This is a genomic window from Kineococcus indalonis (assembly GCF_009906395.1).
In the GTDB taxonomy this organism is placed as follows: domain Bacteria; phylum Actinomycetota; class Actinomycetes; order Actinomycetales; family Kineococcaceae; genus Kineococcus; species Kineococcus indalonis.
The window spans coordinates 1-20418 of the sequence record NZ_JAAALM010000018.1 but is presented as its reverse complement, the minus strand read 5'-3'; the positions used below and the strand labels follow the sequence as shown (position 1 = coordinate 20418).

At 74.6% G+C, this 20418-nt stretch carries 13 protein-coding genes and 1 pseudogene; 11 read left to right on the top strand and 3 right to left on the bottom strand.

All coding sequences use genetic code 11. From position 1 onward, the window contains the following. The 9 genes and pseudogenes from GTR00_RS02185 to GTR00_RS02145 form a co-directional block, all read left to right on the top strand. A pseudogene (locus tag GTR00_RS02185) lies at nt 1–2243 on the top strand (DUF5107 domain-containing protein); the annotation flags it as partial. Further along, on the top strand, nt 2240–3568 hold the full coding sequence (locus GTR00_RS02180; protein ID WP_205704860.1) for a cellulase-like family protein: 1329 nt from the start codon (nt 2240–2242) through the stop codon (nt 3566–3568). The pseudogene GTR00_RS02185 and the gene GTR00_RS02180, both read left to right, overlap by 4 nt. Further along, nucleotides 3565–4869 (top strand): ABC transporter substrate-binding protein, encoded by a 1305-nt coding sequence (locus GTR00_RS02175; protein ID WP_166610013.1) that lies wholly within the window; start codon nt 3565–3567, stop codon nt 4867–4869. Before GTR00_RS02180 ends, GTR00_RS02175 begins: the two co-directional genes overlap by 4 nt. Beyond that, nucleotides 4866–5852 (top strand): carbohydrate ABC transporter permease, encoded by a 987-nt coding sequence (locus GTR00_RS25435; protein WP_205704859.1) that lies wholly within the window; start codon nt 4866–4868, stop codon nt 5850–5852. Before GTR00_RS02175 ends, GTR00_RS25435 begins: the two co-directional genes overlap by 4 nt. An 89-nt stretch (nt 5853–5941) precedes the next feature. Further along, nucleotides 5942–6727 (top strand): carbohydrate ABC transporter permease, encoded by a 786-nt coding sequence (locus tag GTR00_RS02165; RefSeq protein ID WP_166610018.1) that lies wholly within the window; start codon nt 5942–5944, stop codon nt 6725–6727. Beyond that, nucleotides 6724–8787: an alpha-galactosidase gene (locus GTR00_RS02160; RefSeq protein ID WP_166610012.1), complete on the top strand. Its 2064-nt coding sequence runs from the start codon at nt 6724–6726 to the stop codon at nt 8785–8787. Before GTR00_RS02165 ends, GTR00_RS02160 begins: the two co-directional genes overlap by 4 nt. Before the next feature lie 35 nt (nt 8788–8822). After that, entirely contained in the window at nt 8823–9614 is a 792-nt protein-coding gene (locus GTR00_RS02155) for a hypothetical protein (RefSeq protein WP_205704857.1), read from the top strand. A gap of 171 nt (nt 9615–9785) precedes the next feature. Further along, nucleotides 9786–10331: a helix-turn-helix domain-containing protein gene (locus GTR00_RS02150; RefSeq protein WP_166610011.1), complete on the top strand. Its 546-nt coding sequence runs from the start codon at nt 9786–9788 to the stop codon at nt 10329–10331. Beyond that, complete coding sequence (locus tag GTR00_RS02145; RefSeq protein ID WP_166610010.1) at nt 10328–10876, top strand: DUF6036 family nucleotidyltransferase; 549 nt, start codon at nt 10328–10330, stop codon at nt 10874–10876. Before GTR00_RS02150 ends, GTR00_RS02145 begins: the two co-directional genes overlap by 4 nt. Nucleotides 10877–10953: 77 nt before the next feature. Here GTR00_RS02145 and GTR00_RS02140 read toward each other — a convergent pair whose 3' ends face one another. Continuing rightward, on the bottom strand, nt 10954–12174 hold the full coding sequence (locus GTR00_RS02140) for a Fic family protein (protein WP_407659577.1): 1221 nt from the start codon (nt 12172–12174) through the stop codon (nt 10954–10956). Between the two features lie 98 nt (nt 12175–12272). Beyond that, a complete protein-coding gene (locus tag GTR00_RS02135; protein WP_407659576.1) occupies nt 12273–14153 on the bottom strand; it encodes a DNA/RNA helicase domain-containing protein in 1881 nt (626 codons plus the stop codon). 199 nt (nt 14154–14352) lie between these two features. Here GTR00_RS02135 and GTR00_RS02130 point away from each other — a divergent pair, with 199 nt between their 5' ends. Beyond that, nucleotides 14353–17466, top strand: coding sequence for a DUF3427 domain-containing protein (locus GTR00_RS02130; protein WP_407659578.1), 3114 nt, complete (start codon nt 14353–14355; stop codon nt 17464–17466). Between the two features lie 287 nt (nt 17467–17753). Beyond that, nucleotides 17754–19148: an ADP-ribosylglycohydrolase family protein gene (locus GTR00_RS02125; protein WP_166610008.1), complete on the top strand. Its 1395-nt coding sequence runs from the start codon at nt 17754–17756 to the stop codon at nt 19146–19148. A gap of 530 nt (nt 19149–19678) precedes the next feature. On the opposite strand, the gene GTR00_RS02120 is transcribed toward GTR00_RS02125, so the two are convergent. Further along, nucleotides 19679–20418, bottom strand: a 740-nt coding sequence (locus GTR00_RS02120) for a hypothetical protein (RefSeq protein WP_166610007.1), incomplete at its 5' end; no start/stop codon positions are given.

Here is a 20418-nt window from a genome sequence, read left to right as displayed (position 1 = left end):
CCACCCGCACCCCGGCGCGCGGGCGGGTGACGACGACGGCCAGCCGCACCCGGGTGCGGGTGGAGCTGCGCGCCGGCGGGGACGTCGTGGCGGTCGAGACGGTCGACCTGGACCCCTCGGCGGCGCTGCTGCGCGTGCACGCGGTGCCCGCCGGCGACGTGGAGGTCTCGGTGGTGCACGAGGGCCGGGAGCTGGTGCGCTGGAGCACAGCCGAGCAGCGCGCGGGGATCGGGGAGGTCCCCGGCCCGGCCACCGAACCGCCCGCGCCGGCGGACGTGGCCAGCGTGGAGGAGCTGGCGCTGACCGCCGAGCACCTGGAGCTGTACCGGCACGCCACCCGCTCCCCCGAGCCGTACTGGCGCGAGGCGCTGGCCCGCGACCCCGGGCACGTGCCCAGCCTGGTGGGCCTGGCGGTGCGCGCCTACCGCGCCGGCCTGGACGAGCAGGCCGAGCAGCTGCTGCGCCGCGCCGTGGAGCGCCTGACCTCCCGCCACCCCACGCCGCGCGACACCACCGCGCTGTACCTGCTGGGCGTGGTCCTGGAGGCCCGCGGGCGCGAGGACGAGGCCTACGACGCCTACGGGCGCGCGTCGTGGGCGCGGGCGTGGCGGGGACCGGCCGGGTACCGGATGGCGCGCCTGGACGCGCGCGCCGGGCGCACGCGGGCCGCGCTGCACCGGCTGGCCGACGTGCGCCGGGTGGAGCCGGAGCACCTGCAGGCCACCGCGCTGGAGGTGGTGTGCCGCCGCCGGCTCGGCGAGGACACCGGCACGGTGCTGGCCGCCGCGCGCGCCCTGGACCCGCTGGACGCGTGGCTGCGGCACCTGGCCGGCCTGCCCACCAGCGCCGACGCGCAGACCTGCCTGGACGTGGCCCTGGAACTGGCCGGCGCCGGGGAGCTGGCGGGCGCGCTGCGCGTCCTGGACGAGGCCGAGGAGCGCGAGCCGCTGCGCGCGGCGGGGCAGCCGGCGGCCGGGCCGCTGCTGGCGCACCACCGGGCCCTGGTGCTGGACCGCCTGGGCCGCACCGCGCAGGCGGCCGCCGCGCGCGCCGACGCCGCGGCGCGCGACACCACGTGGTGCTTCCCCGGCCGGCGCGAGGACGTGGCCGCGCTGAGCGCCTCGGCCGCCGACCCGCGGGCGCGCGCCCTGCGCGGGCACTGGCTGTACGCGGCGGGCCGGCACGCCGACGCCGTCGCCGACTGGCGGGCCGGGGCGGAAGGCGCCCCGGGCGACCCGGTGCCGCACCGCAACCTCGGCCTGGCGCTGGTCAACGACCACCGCGACCTCGAAGCCGCCCGCGCGGCGTACGCGCGCGCGGAGCAGGCCGCCCCGGACGAGGCGCGGCTGCGCTTCGAGGTGGACCAGCTCGACGCGCTGCGCGGGGTGGGCGCGCAGCAGCGGCTGGCGCGCTGGCGGGAGCGCTGGGACCTGGCCGAGCAGCGCGACGACGCCCTCGTGGAGGTCGCGCACCTGCTGGTGAGCACCGGCGGCGCCGCGCGGGCCGTGGAGCTGCTGACCTCCCGCACGTTCCAGCCGTGGGAGGGCGGGGAGGGGCAGGTGCTCTCGGCGTGGGAGCGAGCCCGCACCCGCCTGGCCGTGGAGGCGCTCGCGGACGACCCGGCCGCGGCGGTGGCGCACCTGCGGGCGGCGCTGGAGAGCCCGGCGTGCCTGGGCGAGGCGCGCCACCCGCTGGCGGCGACGGCGCAGCTGCACCTGCTGCTGGGCGAGGCGCTGGCCGCGGCCGGTGACGCGGGCGCGGCGCGCGCGGCGTGGGCGGCGGCGGCCGAGCACCGCGGGGACTTCCTGGGGATGAGCACGCAGGAGCACAGCGAGGCGACGTTCTCCTCGGTGCTGGCGCTGCGCCGGCTGGGCCGCGACGACGGGCCGCTGACCGCCTCGCTGCGCCGCTTCCGCGACGCGTTCGCGGCGGCGGTGCCGGTGGTGGACTACTTCGCCACCTCGCTGCCGGACCTGCTGCTGTTCGAGGAGGACCCGCTGGCCGTGCGCGACCGGCGGGTGGCGGTGCTGGACGCGCAGCTGGCGCTGCTGGACGGCGAGGACGACCGCGCCCGCGAGCTGCTGGCCGACCCGCGCCTGGCGGCCAGCCGGCACGCGGCCGACCTGGCGCACGCCCTGGCCACCCGCCCCGGGCTGCTGGGCGCGGCCACCGCCCAGCCCGACGCCCAGCCCGACGCCCAGCCCGACGGACCCGTCACCCGGATCGAGGAGGTGGCCCGGTGAGCGCCACGCGGAACCTGCCGGCCGGTGCGCCGGAGAAGCTCGTCATCAGCCTGTGGGACTTCTCCTGGTACGTGCGCACCGGGCCGGGCGAGCCGTTCGAGGACCTCGACGCGGCCTTCGCGCAGGCGGTGGAGCGCGGGTACGACACCGTGCGGATCTGCGCGATGCCGTTCCTGCTGTTCCGCTCCGGCGTGGACACCTCCGCGCTGCGGCTGGGGCCGCTGGGCGGGGAGTACGGGCAGGGCGTGCGCTGGTACGACGTGGCGCACGAGAGCACGATCGACGCGCGGGAGCACACCCTGGCGTTCTTCCGCGCCGCGCAGCGCCACGGCGTGCACGTCATCGTCTCCAGCTGGGAGTACCAGCAGTCGCCCTCGTTCGCCCTCGACCCGGACTGGTACGAGGCCCTGCACGCGGTGGAGCCCGAGCAGCGCGCGGAGGTGCTGGCCGACGCGCACGCCGACCTGATCGACCTGCTCGTCGAGGAGGGTCTGGACGAGACGGTGCTGTTCACCGAGCTGCACAACGAGGTCCAGATCGGCTTCCTCGTCGACGGCCTGGGCGTGCCGCGCGGCGAGGCGGCGGTGCCGGCGCTGACCGACCGGCTCGAGCGCGGGATCCGCCGCTTCAAGCAGCGCCACCCGGACCGGCTGTGCACGGTGAACTACGCCGGGGTGCCGGTCGGCGCGCTGAGCGCGGTGCCGCCCAGCGCGGACGTCCTCGTCGTGCACCCCTACGCCTACGGCAACCTGCAGGAGCTCATCGACGTCTTCGGCCTGCGCGGGCCCGTGGAGGAGTTCTCCCGCGAGCGGGCGGCGCCGCTGCTGCGCCCGGGCGCCCCCGCGGTCGAGGACTGGGGGCCGGGTGAGGCCAACGCCTGGAAGCTGGAGGCCACGGTCGTCTCGCTGCCCGAGGTGTACGTGCACGACTGGTGCGACCCGGCCGCCTTCGACCGCTGGCTGTACGAGCGCTGGGGCGAGCACCGCCTGGCCGTGGAGCAGAAGCTCACCCTGTGGCTGGAGGTGGCCGCCGACTGGGCCGCCGCGCGCGGGGTCCCCCTCGTGCTCGGCGAGGGCTACGTCGGCTACACCCCCAAGCACGGGCGCTTCGAGGAGGGACCGGTGGGCGCGGAGCTGTGCCGCCGGGCCGTGCGCGAGGCGCACCGCCTCGGCGCGTGGGGCGCGGTGGTCTGCTCCAACGCCGCGCCGCAGCACAGCATGTGGGCCGACGTCGCCCTGCAGCGCGAGTGCGCGGCCCTCCTGACCGGCACCACCCCCACCCACCCCGACCGCGCCGACGACGGCGCACAGGAGGTTCGACGATGAACTCCCGACTCTCGCGGCGCAGCCTGCTCGCGGCCACGGCCGGCCTCGGCGGCGCCGGCCTGCTGACCGGCTGCGTCGGCACCAGCGGCTCGGAGGGCGGTGGCGCGGCCGCCGGCGGCGGAGGGGGCGGCGGCGGTGGCGGTGGCGTCGTCTTCCAGAACTCCATCCAGGACACCGCCCCCAAGGCCGCCCTCGAGGCGCTCGTGCAGGCCTACGACGGCGAGGTGACGATGAACTCCGTCGCCACCGAGCAGTTCCGCGCCCAGCTGACCAACTACCTGCGCTCCAACGACCCGCCGGACGTGATGAGCTGGTACGCCGGGTCGGTGGCCCGCGACTACGCCGCGCAGGGCCTGCTGCTGGACGTCTCCGGCATGTGGGAGGGCGACGGCGCGTGCGCGGGCTTCTCCGAGGCGCTGAAGAACCTCTCCACCGCCGAGGACGGCACGCAGATCTTCGTCCCCACCAACTACTACTGGTGGTCCGTCTTCTACAGGAAGAGCGCCTTCGAGCGCTGGGGCGTGCAGCCGCCGGCGACGTGGGACGAGTTCCTCGCGCTGTGCGAGAACCTCTCGGGCCAGGGCGTGGCGCCGCTGGCCAACGGGATCGGCTCGACCCCGTGGATGGCCTCGGGGTGGTTCGACTACCTGGACCTGCGCCTCAACGGCGCCCAGTACCACCGCGAACTGCTGGCCGGGGAGCACTCCTTCACCGACCCGGAGGTCGTGGCGGTCATGGAGCAGTACGAGCGGCTCATCCCGTACTTCGACCCCGACATGGGCTCGTACTCGGCGCAGGACGCGGCGGTGCCGATGGCGCAGGACCAGGCCGGCATGTACCTCATCGGCGCCTTCGTCACCCAGTACTTCCCCGAGGACCAGCGCGACGACCTGGACTTCTTCTCCGTCCCGGTGATCGACCCGGCCGTGCCGACGGCCGAGGAGGCCCCCACGGACGGCTACTTCGCCGCGGCCGGCACCTCCGACCCGGACGCGACGATCGCCTTCCTGTCCTACCTGGCCGCCCCGGAGCAGCAGCAGGCGTTCATCGAGCAGTCCGGCTCCTCCAACCTGCCCACCTCCCCGGACGTCGACACCTCGGCGTTCAGCCCGCTGGTGCAGAAGGGCATCGAGCTGCTGAACTCCACGCAGGAGATCACCCAGTTCTTCAACCGGGACTCCTCCGACGCGCTGCAGACGACGGCGGACACCGCGCTGACGCAGTTCCTCGCCGACCCGGGCTCGCGCGACCGGATCCTGCAGGAGTGGCAGCGGGCCGCGGAAGGGGTCTTCGGGCAGTGAGCAGCGACGTGTCGGCCGCGGCCCGGCCGGCGGGGCGGGGCACCGGCGCCCCGCGCACCGCCGGCCGCGGCGGCGGCACCGCCCGGCCGGGCGGCCCGTCGCTGGGCGCGCGGCTGCGGCGGGTGCCGCTGCTGGTGTGGGTGTTCCTGCTGGTGCCGGTGGCGGTGGAGCTGTTCTGGGTCTTCTGGCCGGCGGCCAACTCCTTCTCGCTCTCGCTGACCCGCTGGGACGGCATCTCCCCGGCCGAGCCGGTGGGCCTTGCGAACTTCGCCGACCTGGCCCAGGACCCGATCTTCCGCACGGCGCTGACCAACAACGCCCTGTGGGTGCTCGGCTTCGGCGTCCTGTCCGTGGTCGGCGGCCTGGCGCTGGCGGTGGCGCTGAACCGGCCCGGGCGCGGGGTGGGCTTCTACCGCAGCGCGATCTACCTGCCGATGGTCGTCTCGATGGCGGTGACGGGCCTGTTCTGGCGGGTGATGTACCAGCCGGGCGGACCGGTCAACGCCGGCCTGGAGGCGGTGGGGCTGGGCTCGCTGACACGGCAGTGGCTGGCCGACCCCGACGTGGCGCTGGCCGCGATCCTCGTGGCCGCGGTGTGGCGCCAGGTCGGCTACATCATGGTCCTGTACCTGGCGGGGCTGAAGGGCTGCGACGCGACGCTGGAGGAGGCCGCGGCCGTCGACGGCGCGAGCGCCTGGCAGCGCTTCTGGCACATCGTCATGCCGCAGCTGCGCGGGGTGAACACGGTGGTCTTCGCGGTCACCGTCATCGACTCGCTGCGCACCTTCGACATCGTGTGGGCGATGACCCGCGGCGGCCCCTACAACACGACGCAACTGCTGAGCACGTACATGTTCCAGCAGGCGTTCACGTCGGGGAACCTCGGCTACGCCTCGGCGATCGCGGTCGTCATCTTCGTCCTGGCGATCGGATTCATCATCACCTACCTGGCCCGCCAGGCCCGCGCGGAGGAGCAGTCGTGAGCGCCACCACCCTCACCCCCGGCACGGCCGCGACGCCCCAGCAGTGGCGCAAGCCGCGGCGGGCCCGCTCGCCGTGGCTGCACGTCGTCATGGTCCCGCTGACCCTGCTGTGGCTGAGCCCGGTCGTCTACGTGGCCCTCATCGCGTTCCGCTCCTTCGACGACATCGCCGCGCGCGGGCTGGCCGCGCTGCCCGCCTCCTTCACCCTCGACGGCTTCGCGACGGCCTTCAGCGGCGGCGGGCTGGTGCGGGCGCTGGGCAACAGCATCGCGGTGACCGCGGCCGCGGTGCTGGCCTCGCTGGCGCTGTCCTCGTGGGCGGCGTACGCGCTGAGCCGCTTCGCGATCCCCGGGCGCAAGACGATCCTGCTGGCGATGCTGGCCGGCAACCTGTTGCCCCCGCAGATCCTGCTGGTGCCGGTGGCGCGGATCAGCGAGTCCCTGGGCATCGCCGACACCCTCTTCGCGCTCGTGGCGGTGCAGGTGGGCTTCGGCATCGGCTTCTACACCTTCGTGCTGCACGGGTTCATGCGCGGGCTGCCGGAGGAGCTGTTCGAGGCCGCCCGTCTGGACGGGGCGGGCGCGGGGCGCATCTACTGGCGGATCGTCCTGCCGCTGAGCCGCCCGGCGATGGCGGCGCTGGCGGCCCTGGCCACGACGTGGATCTTCAACGACCTCATCTGGGCGCTGACGGTGCTGCGCTCGGAGTCGAAGTTCCCGATCACGGCGGCGCTGCTGAACCTCATGGGCGGCTACTCCAGCGCGTGGAACGTCATCGCCGCAGCCTCCCTGGTGGCAGCGGTCCCCACGGCCATCGTGTTCTTCCTCTTCCAGAAGCAGTTCGTCTCCGGGCTGCTGGTGGGCTCGAACAAGTGAGCGGGACGTGGGTCCTGCCGACCCGCTCCGGTGAGCACGTCGTCGCGCCCGCCCCGCACGGAGCAGGCCTGGTGCGCGTGCACTGGGGCGCGCGTGGCGGCGCGCAGCCGGCCCCGGCGCCGCGGCGCACGTCCTTCGAGACGCCGCTGGACCTGCTGCCGCTGGAGGCCACCGCCCTGGGCACCCGCTCCGCGCACGCCGCCGAGCTCGTGGTGCGCCGCGCCGACGGGCTGCGCGGCGCCCGGCTGCGCCCCGCCGGCGAGGTGACGCTCACGGTCGAGCGGGACGCGCACGAGCTGCGCGCGCCGTTCACCGACGAGGTGGCGCAGGTGGACGTGGAGCTGGTGCTGCGCAGCAGCACCACCCACGACGTGGTCACCAAGCACGCCGTGGTGCGCAACCGCTCGCCCCACGCGGTGGAGCTGCTGCGCTGCTGGGGCGGCGCGTTCACCCCACCCGTGGGGCCGGGCGCGCGCATCGGCACGCTGACCGGGGCGTGGTCGCGGGAGTTCACCGAGGCCGTCGTGGACCTGCCCGTGGGCACGTTCGGCCTGGGCAGCCGGCAGGGCCTCACCTCGCACGGCGCCTCCCCCGTCGTCACCGTCCGCGCCCGCGACGACCGCGAGAGCCGGGCGACCGGCACGTACGCGGTGGCGCTGGCGTGGAGCGGGTCGTGGCGGTTGCAGGTGGAGACCGTGCCGTTCACCGACCACGTGCGCGTCTCGGGCGGCCCCGACGACGAGTCCGGCGTCGTGACGCTGCCGCCGGGCGGGTCGGTGACCACCCCGGGGCTGGCGGGGCTGTGGGTGCCGGGCGGAGCTGACGAGGCCGCCCAGGCCTGGCACGCCTACCAGCGCACCCTGGCTCGCTCCACGGGCTCCGAGCACCGGCCGGTGGTGGCGAACTCCTGGTACGCCACCGGCTTCGACGTGCGGGTGGAGCACCAGCTCGCGCTGGCCGACGCGGCCGCCGACCTGGGCGCGGAGGTGTTCGTCGTCGACGACGGCTGGTTCCGCGGCCGCACCTGCGACCGCGCGGGGCTCGGCGACTGGGAGGTCGACGCGGCGAAGTTCCCCGGCGGGCTGGAGCCGCTGATCGCGGGCGTGCGCGAGCGGGGCCTGTGCTTCGGGCTGTGGGTGGAACCGGAGGCCGTCAACGAGGACAGCGACCTGTACCGCGCCCACCCCGACTGGGTGCACCGCGCGCCGGGCCGGGACCCGGTGCGCCTGCGCCACCAGCTCCTCCTCGACGTGGGCCGGCCGGAGGTGGAGGCGTGGGTGCTGGCGACGCTGCGCCGCCTGCTCACTCGCTACGGGATCAGCTACCTGAAGTGGGACCTGAACCGCGCCGTCACCGACGGCGGCGCCGCCGTGCCCGGCGGGGACGACTGGTCGTGGCGGCACACGCAGGCCTACCACCGGGTGCTGGACGCGCTGCGCGCGGAGTTCCCCCACGTCACGGTGGAGGCGTGCGCGGGCGGCGGCGGCCGCATCGACCTGGCGGTGCTGGCCCGCACCGACGTGGTCTGGCCCAGCGACGAGACCGGCCCGCGCGACCGGCTGGCCGTGCAGCACGGTTTCCTGTCCGCGTACCCGGCGTGGGTGATGAGCTCGTGGGTGACCGACGAGCTGGATGTCCTGGACCGCGAACCGGTCAGCGTCGACTTCCGGTGCGTCGTCGCGATGGCCGGGGTGATGGGCCTGGGCGGGGACCTGCTGCGCTGGAGCCCCGAGCAGCGCGCGCGGGTGCGCGAGCTCGTGGCGCTGCACCGCTCCGTGCGCCACGTCCTGCACGGCGGCCTGGTGCGCCGGCACGGCACGCCCGCCGATCCCGAGTACGCGGTGCAGTACACGGGCGAGGCGACGGTGGTCGTGCTGGCGTGGGCGCGGCCGGGCCGCCCCGCCACCTGGCGGGTGCCGCTGGGCGACCTGCCCGCCGGGACCCGGCTGCGTGCGCGTGGCGGTGACCCGGGGTCCTCCCCGGTGTTCGCTGCGGAGGACGGGCTGGTGGTGACGTGGTCGTGCGGCGACTGCGACGTGCTCGTGCTGGACCGCGTGTGAGCGGGAGTGGGAGCGGCTGGCGACCGCGGCCGCTGGTGGTGCAGACCGACGACGCCCGCGGCGGGCGGTGGACGTCCCTGCGCACCCCCGAGCGGGAGTGGCTGTGGCGCAACCCCGCCGTGCCCGCGTCGGCGCGAGCCACCGTGCGCCCAGGTGACGCGTTCGTCGACGCGGGCGGGGTGGAGGAGTGCTTCCCCACCCTGCGCGGAGAACCCGACCACGGCGACGTGTGGTCGCGCCCGTGGACCACCGAGGGACCGGGGTGCGCGTCGGTGCGGACGGGTTCCTTGTCGCTGCGCCGGTCGCTGGTGGTCGAGGACGGCGCGGTGGTCGCGACCTACGACGTGTCCGGCCCGCCCGGCGCGCGCGTGCTGCACGCCGTGCACGCCCTCCTCGACCTCTCCCCCACCGCCCGCCTCCTCGTCCCCGGCGCACCGGCCGTGACGGTGCTCGACCAGCCGGCGCCCGGCGGATCCACGCGGACCACCTTGCCCGACGGCGCCGGTGTGCCGCTCGACGTCCTCGGCCCCGACGACGGCACCGCCCGCTGCGCCGTCGTCGCCACCGACCGCGTCGACGTCCTCGACGGCGCCCACCGGCTGTCCCTGCGGTGGCGGGTGATGCGCGGCGCAGGGCCGGTGTCCCTCGTGGTGTGGCGCAACCTCCACGGGTGGCCGGAGGCGGCGCCGTACCGGTCGGTGGGTGTGGAGCCGCTGCTCGGCGCGGCCGCGGACCTCGCGGTCGCGGGCGCCGGGCAGAGCGGCGTGCTCGACATCGACGGTGGGCTCACGTGGCGGCTGACGCTCACCGCGCACCGCGAGGGCTGACGGCCAGCGTCCACGCCCTCGGCGTCACACCGCCCTCCGACGACCGCGATCACCAGGGTCACCGCCGCACTGGCGCGCCCCCGGTGACCGACGCCTGGAGCTTGCCGCTAGAGACGCAACGCGCGAGCACTGGCGTTGCGTTTGTTGTGCTTGGGGTCGTACCCTATTCACGTGCGCACCGCCGTCTTCGAGAACACGCGGTCCTCGGTCAGCGAGGAGTGGTTGACCACCGGCGAGGCCGCGCGCCTCCTCGGGGTCTCGCGCCAGCACGTCGTCAACCTGTGCGAGCGCGGCGACCTGCCCCACACGACGACGGGCGTGCACCGCCGGGTGCGCCGCGCCGACGTCGAGGCGCTGCGCGCCACGGGCGCCCGGCTGAGCCGAGACCAGCGCCGCAGCCTGTGGCTGGGGCACGCCGTCGCCGGCCACCTGGTCACCGACCCGGAAGCCACGATCGCGCAGGCGCGCGCCAACCTGGCCGTCCTGCGCGAGCGCCACTCCCGCGGGCAGGTGGCGAAGTGGCTGGCGGAGTGGGCCGACCTGCTCGATGGTCCCGTCGAGGGCATCCTCACGGCCCTCACCTCCCCGTCCCCGCGGGCGCGGGAACTGCGCCAGAACTCCCCCTTCGCCGCCGTGCTGTCCGAGGAGGAGCGCCGGCGCGTGCGCGAGGCCTTCGCACAGCACTCCTCGACGTCCTCGCCGTGGGGCGCGGAGTGAAGCGCGCACACCTGGCGCACATCCTTCGGGCGGCCAGCCAGATCGCCGACGACCGCGACGTGGTCGTGATCGGCTCGCAGTCGATCCTGGGCTCCTTCGACGAGGACGACCTGCCCGACCCGGTGATCGGTTCCGTGGAGGCGGACGTCACCTTCTGGGACGACCCGCACGACCTGAAGTCCGACGCGGTGGACGGCGCGATCGGCGAGGACAGCGGCTTCCACCAGATGTACGGCTACTACGCCCAGGGCGTGTCCGTGAGCACCGCGGTCCTGCCCCAGGGCTGGCGCGGGCGGGTGGTCGTGTGGGAGAGCCGGTCCAGCGAACCGGGGCGGGCGCACTGCCTGGAGGTGCACGACCTGGCGATCGCCAAGCTCGTCGCAGCACGCATGAAGGACTACGAGTTCGTCTCCGCGCTCATCGGGGCCGGGCTCGTCTCGTGCGAGACGCTGCGGGAGCGGGCCTCGCTGCTGCCCCCGCCACGCTCACGTACCACGCGCGTGCTGCGCTGGATCGACGGACACGATGGACGGACTCAGCGGTGAAGGGCGGTGTCGACGCTGATGCGACCCGCACAGCACCTACGTTCCAGCCTTGCCAGTACCCCTTGTTGCCCAACACGTCAGCGTCCCGGTCGCCGCGGCACCGGCCGCGCCGGTGGCTCTACTGCGGTGTCCCCGGCCGGTGAGGCCAGGGACCGCTCGAACCCGGTGATGAGGTCGATGAGCCCGTCGACCTCGAAGGCGCGGTTGCGCCGCCCGGCGGTGGTCTGCCGCAGGACGCCGGCGGTGTGCAGGCGGTCGACGGCCTCGTTGACCGCCTGCGCGGAGCGCCCGGTGAGCCTGACCAGCTGGGCGACGGTGAGCACCGGCGCCTGCGGCAGGACCTCGTCGAGCAGCTGCGCCACGGTGGAGCCGGCGCGCACGGTCCCGACGGCCTCGCGCCACCGCTCCCGCAGCTCCGCGAGACCGGTGGTGAGCCCGGCGACGCGCCCGCACGCCTCGGTGGTGGCCGCGGCGAAGACGGCGACCCACTCGGCCAGGCCGCCAGGGTCCTCCGGCGCCGCGCGGTACGCGGTGAGCCCGGCGACGTAGTCCTGGCTGCGGGTGGCCAGCACCAGGCTGATCGGGGGCACGTGCCGCGGGCTCAGGCCGCGCCGGGTGAGCACCACGTGGATGAGCGCCCGGCCGGTGCGGCCGTTGCCGTCGGCGAAGGGGTGGATGGTCTCGAACTGCGCGTGCGCGAGAGCGGCCTGCACCAGCGGGGGGTGCCCATCGGACTCCAGGTACTCGGCGAGGTCCTCCAGCAGCGCACCGACCTCGCCGGGCGGCGGGGGCACGAAGTCCGCGCGGCACGGGTTGTAGCTCGACCCACCGATCCAGTTCTGCCGCTCGCGCACCTGCCCGGCCCACGAGGCGTCCCGGGTGCCGGCCAGCAGGGCGCGGTGGATGTCGCGGATGCCGTCGACGCCCACCCGCGGCCGGCGCGCCACGTCGTCGACGGCCGCACGCATGGCGTCGATGTTGCCGAGCACCTCGGCGGCGCCCTCGTCGGGCGAGGAGCCGTCCGCGGCGCGCGCGGCGTCGGCGCGCGCCAGCCGACGGCCGCCGATCTCCAGGCCCTCGATGCGAGAGGACGCCACCGCCTCGGCGCGCAGCAGCAACCGGGCGATCGCCTCACAGCCGCGGAAGACTGTCGAGTTGAGCGTCTGCACGGCGCGCTCGGCGTCGGAGATGTCGGCGATCACGTCGGCGGGCAGGAGCACCTCTCGCCCCACGAGGGGGTCGGGGACGAAGGCGTCGTAGCGGCAGGGCTGGCGGTGACGTCGGGGCAACCCTGCCACGTCTGCCGGGTCGGGACTCCAGACGACACTCACGAGGCGGGACACGCTGACATCGTAATCAAGGTTGTACGACAACCTTGATGATGGGGGGAGGCTGGTCAGCTCTTCCGCACGAGACGCCGCAGCTGCCGTCGCGTCTCCTCGTCCGTGGAGTACAGCACCGTCCCGACCATCCCCCGGGTGAGCAGCACCTTGTAGACGTTGCGCACCAGCCGGTCGAAGTCCGCGTCACCCACCCTCGTGCGGTTGCGGAAGTCGGGGTCCTTGTTGGCGGAACGCTCGCTGATGAAGCGGCCGTCCCGCCACAGCAGGTCCGGACCGATGATCACCCCGCTCCAGTCGTACTCGAAGCCCTGCGCGGTGTAGATGCAGCCGACCTGCCCGAAGCCGCCGGGCTCGGTCGCCCAGAGCGCGGCCGGCGGAGCGTCGCCGACGGCGCGGTCGCCGGGCACGTTCCACGGCCGCGCCCAGTCGCCGATGCGCACGTCCGGCACCAGGCCGCCGTCCGGGGCGGGCGTCTTGCTCCACGGCCAGCAGTAGCCGGCAGACATGCGCGCGGAGTAGCCCTCCTCCCGCTTGGCGGCGAGGAGCTGCTCCATCTCCTCGGGGGTGTCCGCGACGACCACCTCGAAGGTGTCGTCGCCGGCCCGGTCCTCGACACCGGCGTCGTCGAGGCCGAGCAGCCGCTGCACCCAGCGCACGTACTCGGCGCTGCCGCCGCAGCGGAACTGCGCATCCAGCTCCACGGTGAGCACGTCGAGACCGAGGCGCTGCGCGTGCTGCGTGATCTCCTCGAGCGAGCCCATCTCACCCGGGCGGACGACCTGGTGCTGGTCGAGCAGGAAGACCGGCACCCGCGCCGCGGCGATGAGCTCGTCGACCTGCGGCCGGCCGGTGCGCAGCTCTGCGCGGGTGTAGCGGTCGACGGACGTCTCCCGGATGCGGTGGGCCTCGTCGAGGATGAGCACGTCGAGGTCGTTGGGCTCGGCGGTCATGAACTGGTTGAAGTACTTGAACATCGACTGCACGCGCGGGGAGCGGCGTCCGGCGACCTTGCGCAGCGTCTGCGTGAAGGAGCGCGAACCGGTGGCGTGCAGGACGCTCTGTCCGGCGCGAGACAGCTCCCCCAGCAGGGAGAGCGCGATGACGCTCTTGCCGCTGCCCGGACCACCGGTGACGACGACGATGCGCTTGCTGTTGCCGGCCTTCGCCCGCCGCACCTGGTGCAGCACGAGGTCGACGGCCTCCTGCTGCTCGCCGACGAGACGGAACTGCTCGCGCTCGCGGATCTCGTCGGCGGCGACCTTGAGCAGCTGCCGCGAGGGCGCCACTTTGGACCCGAGCAGCTCGTCCGCGGCCTCCACTCCCGGCACGCCCGGGGCGAGGCGGCTGCGCAGGTGCTCGCGCAGTGCGCCGCGCTCAGCACCGGTGAACAGCCACCCCGTGCGGTCCATGGTGTAGTCCGCGAGCTCCGCCACAGCACCGGGTGCAGTGGCGTTGTGCAGGTACGCCACGCCGGCGACGGCGTCCTTCGCGAACTCCAGCGAGCGGGTGAAGTCGAGGAGGTACTCGACGTACCCGCGCACCTGCCGAACCGGGTGCAGCTTCGGCGGCCCGGCCGTGCCCGGCACGACGACGAGGTCGGGGTTGCCCTCGAAGCGGTGCGCAGAGCTCCACTGCTTCAGCTCGACGACGACGTACGAGGGAGCGCCCGTCACCGGGTGCACGCCGGCGAGCACGACATCGGCGCGCTTCGACGTCAGCGGGAGCTGGTGCTCGAGCAGCACCTCGACGTCCCCGAGGCCGGCCTCGACGAGGTCGGTGGCGAGCACCGGCAGGCTCGCCCTCCACGAAGCCACCTCGCTCGGGCTGGGCCGGTAGCCCGCCGAGTGGAGCACCTGCTCGATGAGCGCCTCCACGACGGATCCGGTGGGCAGCTCGTCCTGGAGCTGAGCGGCGGAACGACGGACCAACGACACAGGACATCCCCAAGGCAGCACGAAGTCTCGTGCGGGTGGGGGCGTGTCCTGTGCCCAGCCGGAGCTCGGGCGGCGGAAGCCTGTCGGGCCGCGGTCACAAGCTACCGCCGTCGATCCCCGCTGTGCCGTCAGCTTCAGCACGACGACACGCGATCCACCCATCGGACAGGTGGTCGTCTGAGAAGGTGACGAGGTGAGCGTGGAGCAGAGCTCGTCGAGCAGTGGCCTCGCAGAGGGTCTGCAAGAAACCTTCATCGCCGCCGACCTCGAAGCAGCCCTGCACCGAGCCGCGGACTGGTCGACGGTCGTCCACAGCGTCGACGACGCCGACGCACCCCACGTCCTGGCCCGCCACGTCGGCGCGATCGTCCAGCGCGCCCTGGAGGCGAGGAGCGACCACGGCGAGCGGCTGACCCTGGTGCGCGACGTGCTCGGCGTCCTCGGGGAGCACGGCGCCGTCCCCGTGCCCGACGAGAAGGGCGCCCCCCGCCAGCTCCTCGCCGCGCATCGTCGGCGCGCGCTGACGCAGCCGTCGACGGTCCGGCCGGCGACACCGCTGTCCGAGGCGGCGCTGCTGACGAACAGCACCGCCGACCCCAGCCTGGCGGCGGAGCTGCGGGCGGAGCTGGCCAGCGCCGACCGGGTCGACCTGCTGTGCGCGTTCGTGAAGTGGTCCGGGCTGCGGCTGATGGAGAGCGCGCTGGCCGATCTGAAGGTGCGGGGCGTCCCGTTCCGGGTCATCACGACGACCTACATGGGCGCCACCGAGCGCCGGGCGCTGGACGCCCTCGTCGACGAGTTCGGCGCCGAGGTGAAGGTCATCTACGAGACGACCCGCACCCGGTTGCACGCGAAGGCGTGGGTGGTGCACCGGGCCACCGGCTTCAGCACCGCCTACGTGGGCTCCTCCAACCTGTCGCGCTCCGCGCTGCTGGACGGCCTGGAGTGGAACGTGCGGCTCTCGGCGGTGGCGAACCGCCCGCTGCTGGAGAAGTTCGACGCGACCTTCGACAGCTACTGGGCCAGCAGCGGCTTCGAGACGTACCTGCCCGGGCGCGACGGCGGCCGCCTGGACGCCGCGCTGGCGGAGGCCGGTGGGCAACGCGGCCCGGGCACGCCGGTGGACCTGTCGGGGCTGGAGGTCACCCCGCGCCCGCACCAGCAGGAGATGCTCGAGCAGCTCGCCGGGGAGCGGCAGCTGCACGACCGGCACCGCAACCTCGTCGTCGCGGCCACCGGCACCGGCAAGACCGTCCTCGCGGCCTTCGACTACCGGCAGCTGCGCGAGCAGCACGGCCGCGACCTGACGCTGCTGTTCGTCGCGCACCGCCGGGAGCTGCTGGAGCAGGCCCTGCGCACGTACCGGGAGGTCCTCGGGGACGGCGCGTTCGGCGAACTGCTCGTCGGCGGTGAACGGCCCCGGCGCGGGCAGCACGTCTTCGCCAGCGTGCAGTCGCTGAGCGCGGAGGTCCTCGGCCAACTGGACCCGCACCGGTACGACGTCGTCGTCCTCGACGAGTGCCACCACGCCAGCGCGAGCAGCTACCAGCGGATCCTGGAACGGCTCCAGCCGGTCGAGCTGCTGGGCCTGACCGCCACGCCGGAGCGCGCCGACGGGCAGGACGTGCTGGCGCTCTTCGACGGGCGCACCGCGACGGAGCTGCGGCTGTGGGACGCCCTCGCCGACGACCTGCTCGTGCCGTTCCACTACTTCGCCGTCGACGACGGCACGGACCTGCGCGACCTGACGTGGCGGCGCGGCGGGTACGACGTCGAGGGCCTCACCGGCCTGTACACCGGCGACGACGCACGCGTTCGCATCGTGCTGCGCGAGCTGCGCCGCCGCGTGGGCGACGTCGGCAGCATGCGGGCCATCGGTTTCTGCGTCAGCGTCGAGCACGCCCGCTACACGGCCCGCGTCTTCCGCGAGGCGGGGATCGACGCGCTCGCCGTCAGCGGGGACAGCGCACCCGAGGAGCGCGCGGCAGCGCTGCGGCGGCTGAAGGACGGCGAGGTGCGCGTCCTCTTCGCCGTCGACCTCTACAACGAGGGCGTGGACGTCCCGCAGGTGGACACCGTCCTCTTCCTGCGCCCGACGGAGTCCGCCACGGTGTTCCTGCAGCAGCTCGGGCGGGGCCTGCGCACGGCACCGGGCAAGGCGGTGCTCACGGCGCTGGACTTCGTCGGGCACCAGAACGCCGGCTTCCGCTTCGACGCCCGTTTCCGCGCCCTCACCGGCGTCAGCCGCGGCGCGTTGCAGGAGCAGGCGCAGAAGGGCTTCCCCTTCCTGCCGGCCGGCTGCTCCATCGTCCTCGACGAGGTCGTGCAGGAACGCGTCGTCGCCAGCATCAAGCGGCAGCTCAGCCCGCGGGCACCCGCCCTCGTCGACGAGGTGCGCGCGCAGGGGTCGGGCAGCATCGCCGACTTCCTCGCTTCCAGCGGCCTGAGCGTGCGCGAGCTCCTCGGCAGCAACCGGTCGTGGACGGCGCTGCGCCGGCGCGCGGGCGTGGAGAGCAGGCCCAGCGGACCGCTGGAGGCCAGCCTGCTCAAGCGGGTGCGCGCCGTCACCCAGGTCGACGACCGGTTGCGCCGCGACGCCTACCACCGGCTCCTCAGCGACGACGTGAGCGCCGACGCGCTCTCCCCGCTCGAGCGCCACCTCGCCGGGATGCTCACCGCGAGCTTGTGGCCGTCGGGCGCACCCGGCGACCTGCCCACCGTCCTCGAGGCGCTGCGCGCGGAACCCGCCGTGCGGGACGAGCTGAGCCAGCTCGTCGACCTCGCCTTCGACGCAGCCCGGCACCCCACCGCGCAGCTCACCGGCGACCTCGCCGACCTGCCGCTGAGCGTGCACGCCCGCTACTCGCGCGACGAGATCGTCAGCGCTCTCGGCGTCGTCACGGACACTCGCCCGCCGATGTCGTTCCGCGAAGGGGTGGTGTGGGCACCGCGGTGGAAGACGGACGCCCTGCTCATCACCCTCGTGAAGTCCGAGGGCGACTACTCCCCCACGACGATGTACCGCGACTACCCGCTGACGCGGGAGCTGTTCCACTGGGAATCGCAGTCGCGCACGACCGTCGCCTCGCCGACCGGTCAGCGCTACCTGCACCACCGCAGGCTCGGCACCCACGTACTGCTGTTCGTGCGGCAGCACAAGCAGGGTGACCTCGGGGCGGAGCCGTACCTGTTCCTCGGGCCGGCTGACTACGCCTCGCACCGGGGCGAGCGACCCATCAGCATCACGTGGCGGCTGCACCACGCGATGCCGATGGACTTCTTCACCGAAGCGGCACTGGTCAACGCCGGTTGAGGCATGACGCTCGCGGGTCACACTCCTGCGAGCAGACACGACGGCTGGCAGGGCACACAGGTCGACGGCGGTCGACGTAAGGACGACGACAGTGCAGCGCTACCTCCTGCCGCCTTCTTGCGCTACCTTTTGCCGCCTTCCTGCGCCACCTCCTGCCGCGCTGGCGCGTCAAGGTTTTCCGCCCAGCGGGGCCGCGAGGTGCTGCTTGCGCGAGCACCACTGCGTCGCTGTCGTGAATGTGTGGCCATGATGTGGTGGCAGCACCGCGCTCACCGTGGAGGACGCACGTGGACCGTCAGCACCGGGTCATGGGTGCCCTCGTGGGCTCCGCCGTCGGCGACGCCCTCGGCGCGCCGTTCGAGTTCGGCCCACCGGGCGCGTTCAGCGCCCGCTTCCCCACCGCTGCGCGCGGGAGCGCCACGGAGATGCGCGGCGGCGGTTCCCTGGGCTGGGAACCGGGCGAGTTCACCGACGACACGCAGATGGCGCTGCTGCTCGCGCAGTCCCTGGTGGACGACGGCGGCCTGGACGAGGCGGAGGTGTTCGTCCGGTTCCAGCGCTGGGCACAGGCCGGCCCGCCGGACATCGGGGTGCAGACGTCCGCGGTGCTGGGCTCCGGGCTGCCGTGGGACACCGCCGCGGCCGAGCACGTGCGCGCCGGGAACCGCGCCGCGGGCAACGGCTCGCTCATGCGCGCCACCCCGGCGGCGGTGTTCTTCGCGCGCGCCGGGCAGCGGGCGAGCATGGACGCCGCCCGGCGGATCAGCGCCCTCACCCACGGCGACCCCGCGGCGGGCGAGGGGTGCGCGCTGTTCCACGAGGCGCTGCGGGCGCTGCTGGAGGGCGGGGACGCCGACGAGGCCATCGCCGCGGCGCTACCGCTGGTGGCGGAGCAGCACCGGGAGAAGTGGGCGCGGGTGTGCGACCCGGGGTGGAGACCTCAGGACGCCACGGAGTCCAACGGCGCGGTGTGGCCGACGCTGGGCTCGGCGCTGTGGGCGCTGCGCAGCTCGGCGACGTTCGAGGAGGCGCTGCGCCTGGTGGTCGACCTCGGCGGGGACACCGACACCCTCGCCTGCGTCACCGGTGCGCTGGCCGGTGCCCGCGCCGGCATCACCGGCATCCCGATCCGCTGGACGTCCGTCGTCCACGGGCGCGTTCCCGGGTTCGGGGACCGGGTGTGGGAGCTGCGCGACCTGCAACTGCTGGCCGCGCAGCTGGACGGGCAGCGCCACCTGCGCCTGCACGAGCCTGCCGCCACCCGCGCCCTGCCCGCCACGGAGGTCACCCCGGGGGTCTGGGCGGCCGACCTGGACGGCGCGCGCCGCAGCGACCGCGACTTCGCCGTGGTCTCGCTGTGCCGCACCGGCGGGCGCTTCGGCCACGACGTGCAGCGCTTCGCCTACCTCACCGACGACGACAGCAACACCGAGCTCGTCACCGTCCTCGACGACGTGCTCGGCGACATCGCCGCGCTGCGCGCCGAGGGTCGGCGGGTGCTCGTGCACTGCCACGCCGGCGCCTCGCGCACCGGCCTGGTGCTGCGGGCGTGGCTGGTGCGCGAGGAGGGGGTGTCGGCGCGGGAGGCGACGGAGCGGGTGGCGGCGGTGTGGCCGCACCTGAGCACGTGGAACGCCGCCTTCACGGCGGCGCTGGAGGAGCTGGCGCGTGGGGACGGGTGAGGTGACGGTTCCGCGGTCCAAGAGCAGCTCCTCGATCTGATCGGCTGCGACCACCGGGGCCCGTGAGCCGGTCCGACCACGGGTGCACGCTGTCCAGGTACCTCACGCACGTCGTCGCGGGCCAGCCGAGATGCACCTGCACCAGCGAGATGGCTGCGAGGCTGTCCAGGGTGAGCGCAGGGCGCTCGGAGGCCTTCCACCGGCGGAGCGGAGGAACCCCGTCCCCGAGGCAGGATCGAGGTGGCGCAGCAGGTTGCTGCACGGTGGGCGCAGCAGTTCGTGGGCGGCGACGGGGCCGCGGCTCGCCACGCCGGCTGCCTCGCACATCCGCTCACCAGTGCCGCCGCGGTTCCGCCGCACGGCCTGCACCGTCTGTGGCACAACCGAAGACGGGAACCGGCGTCCCGGATGGCCGCGATCCGCAGGAGGTGCCGTGCACCGGTGGTGGGTTCCCGGGCCTGCGAGGTGAGGGCGCGCACGTCCCACCGCCTGAGGACGGTGGTGTCGGCGGGATCGGCGCGCGACGGGGGTCAGGGCGGCGCGAGCAGGTCCCGGGGCTCGTCGGTGAGCAGGTCCTCGACCTCGCTCCACGGCACGACGTAGCTGCGGGTGCCGTGCCCGCCGAGCTGGAAGTCCTGGAAGGAGAAGGCGAGCCCGTCCGGCACGGACTGCCACGTCGCCCAGTTCCCCCGTTCCGGGGCCAGGCCCTCGGGCACGGTGACGGGGTCGCCCTGCGCGGCGGCGAGGCCCTCGACGAGGGGGGCGAGCTGAGCGAGGGCCGCCGGCGGGTCGGGGAAGAGGGCGTCGAGGGTCACCGGGCGGGCGCGCCGGACGTCGACGACGGTGGAGGCCAGGGTGGTGGTGGGGTGGGCGGTGCCCTCGGTGCTGTCGACGACCTCCAGCAGCACCTGCACGGTGCGGCCGTCGTCGGTGGTGACGGTGCCCTCGCCGGTGAGGGTGCGCGGCGGGTCGCCGTCCTGCACGGAGGCGCGGGCCTCGTCGAGGACGTCCTCGGCGGAGGCGAGCACCCGCCGGTTCACCTCGGCCGCCACCGGTGCACCGGAGAAGCGCGGCACCACCACGTCCCAGCGCAGGGGACCGGCGGTGCCGGTGAGGCGGGTCTGCGTCCACGGCAGCGCGCCGGGGTCGGTCTGCGCGTCGGGCAGCGGGACCTCCGGGGAGCCCGGCGAAGTGGGCGAGGAACTGCCGGACGCGGGCGGCGGCGCCGGGGTCGCCGCCCGCGTCCGGCAGTTCCTCGCCCACTTCGCCG

Coding starts and splice junctions, on each gene's coding strand:
- GTR00_RS02175 (WP_166610013.1), top strand. CDS start 3,565: ATGAACTCCCGACTCTCGCGGCGCAGCCTGCTCGCGGCCACGGCCGGC.
- GTR00_RS02165 (WP_166610018.1), top strand. CDS start 5,942: ATGGTCCCGCTGACCCTGCTGTGGCTGAGCCCGGTCGTCTACGTGGCC.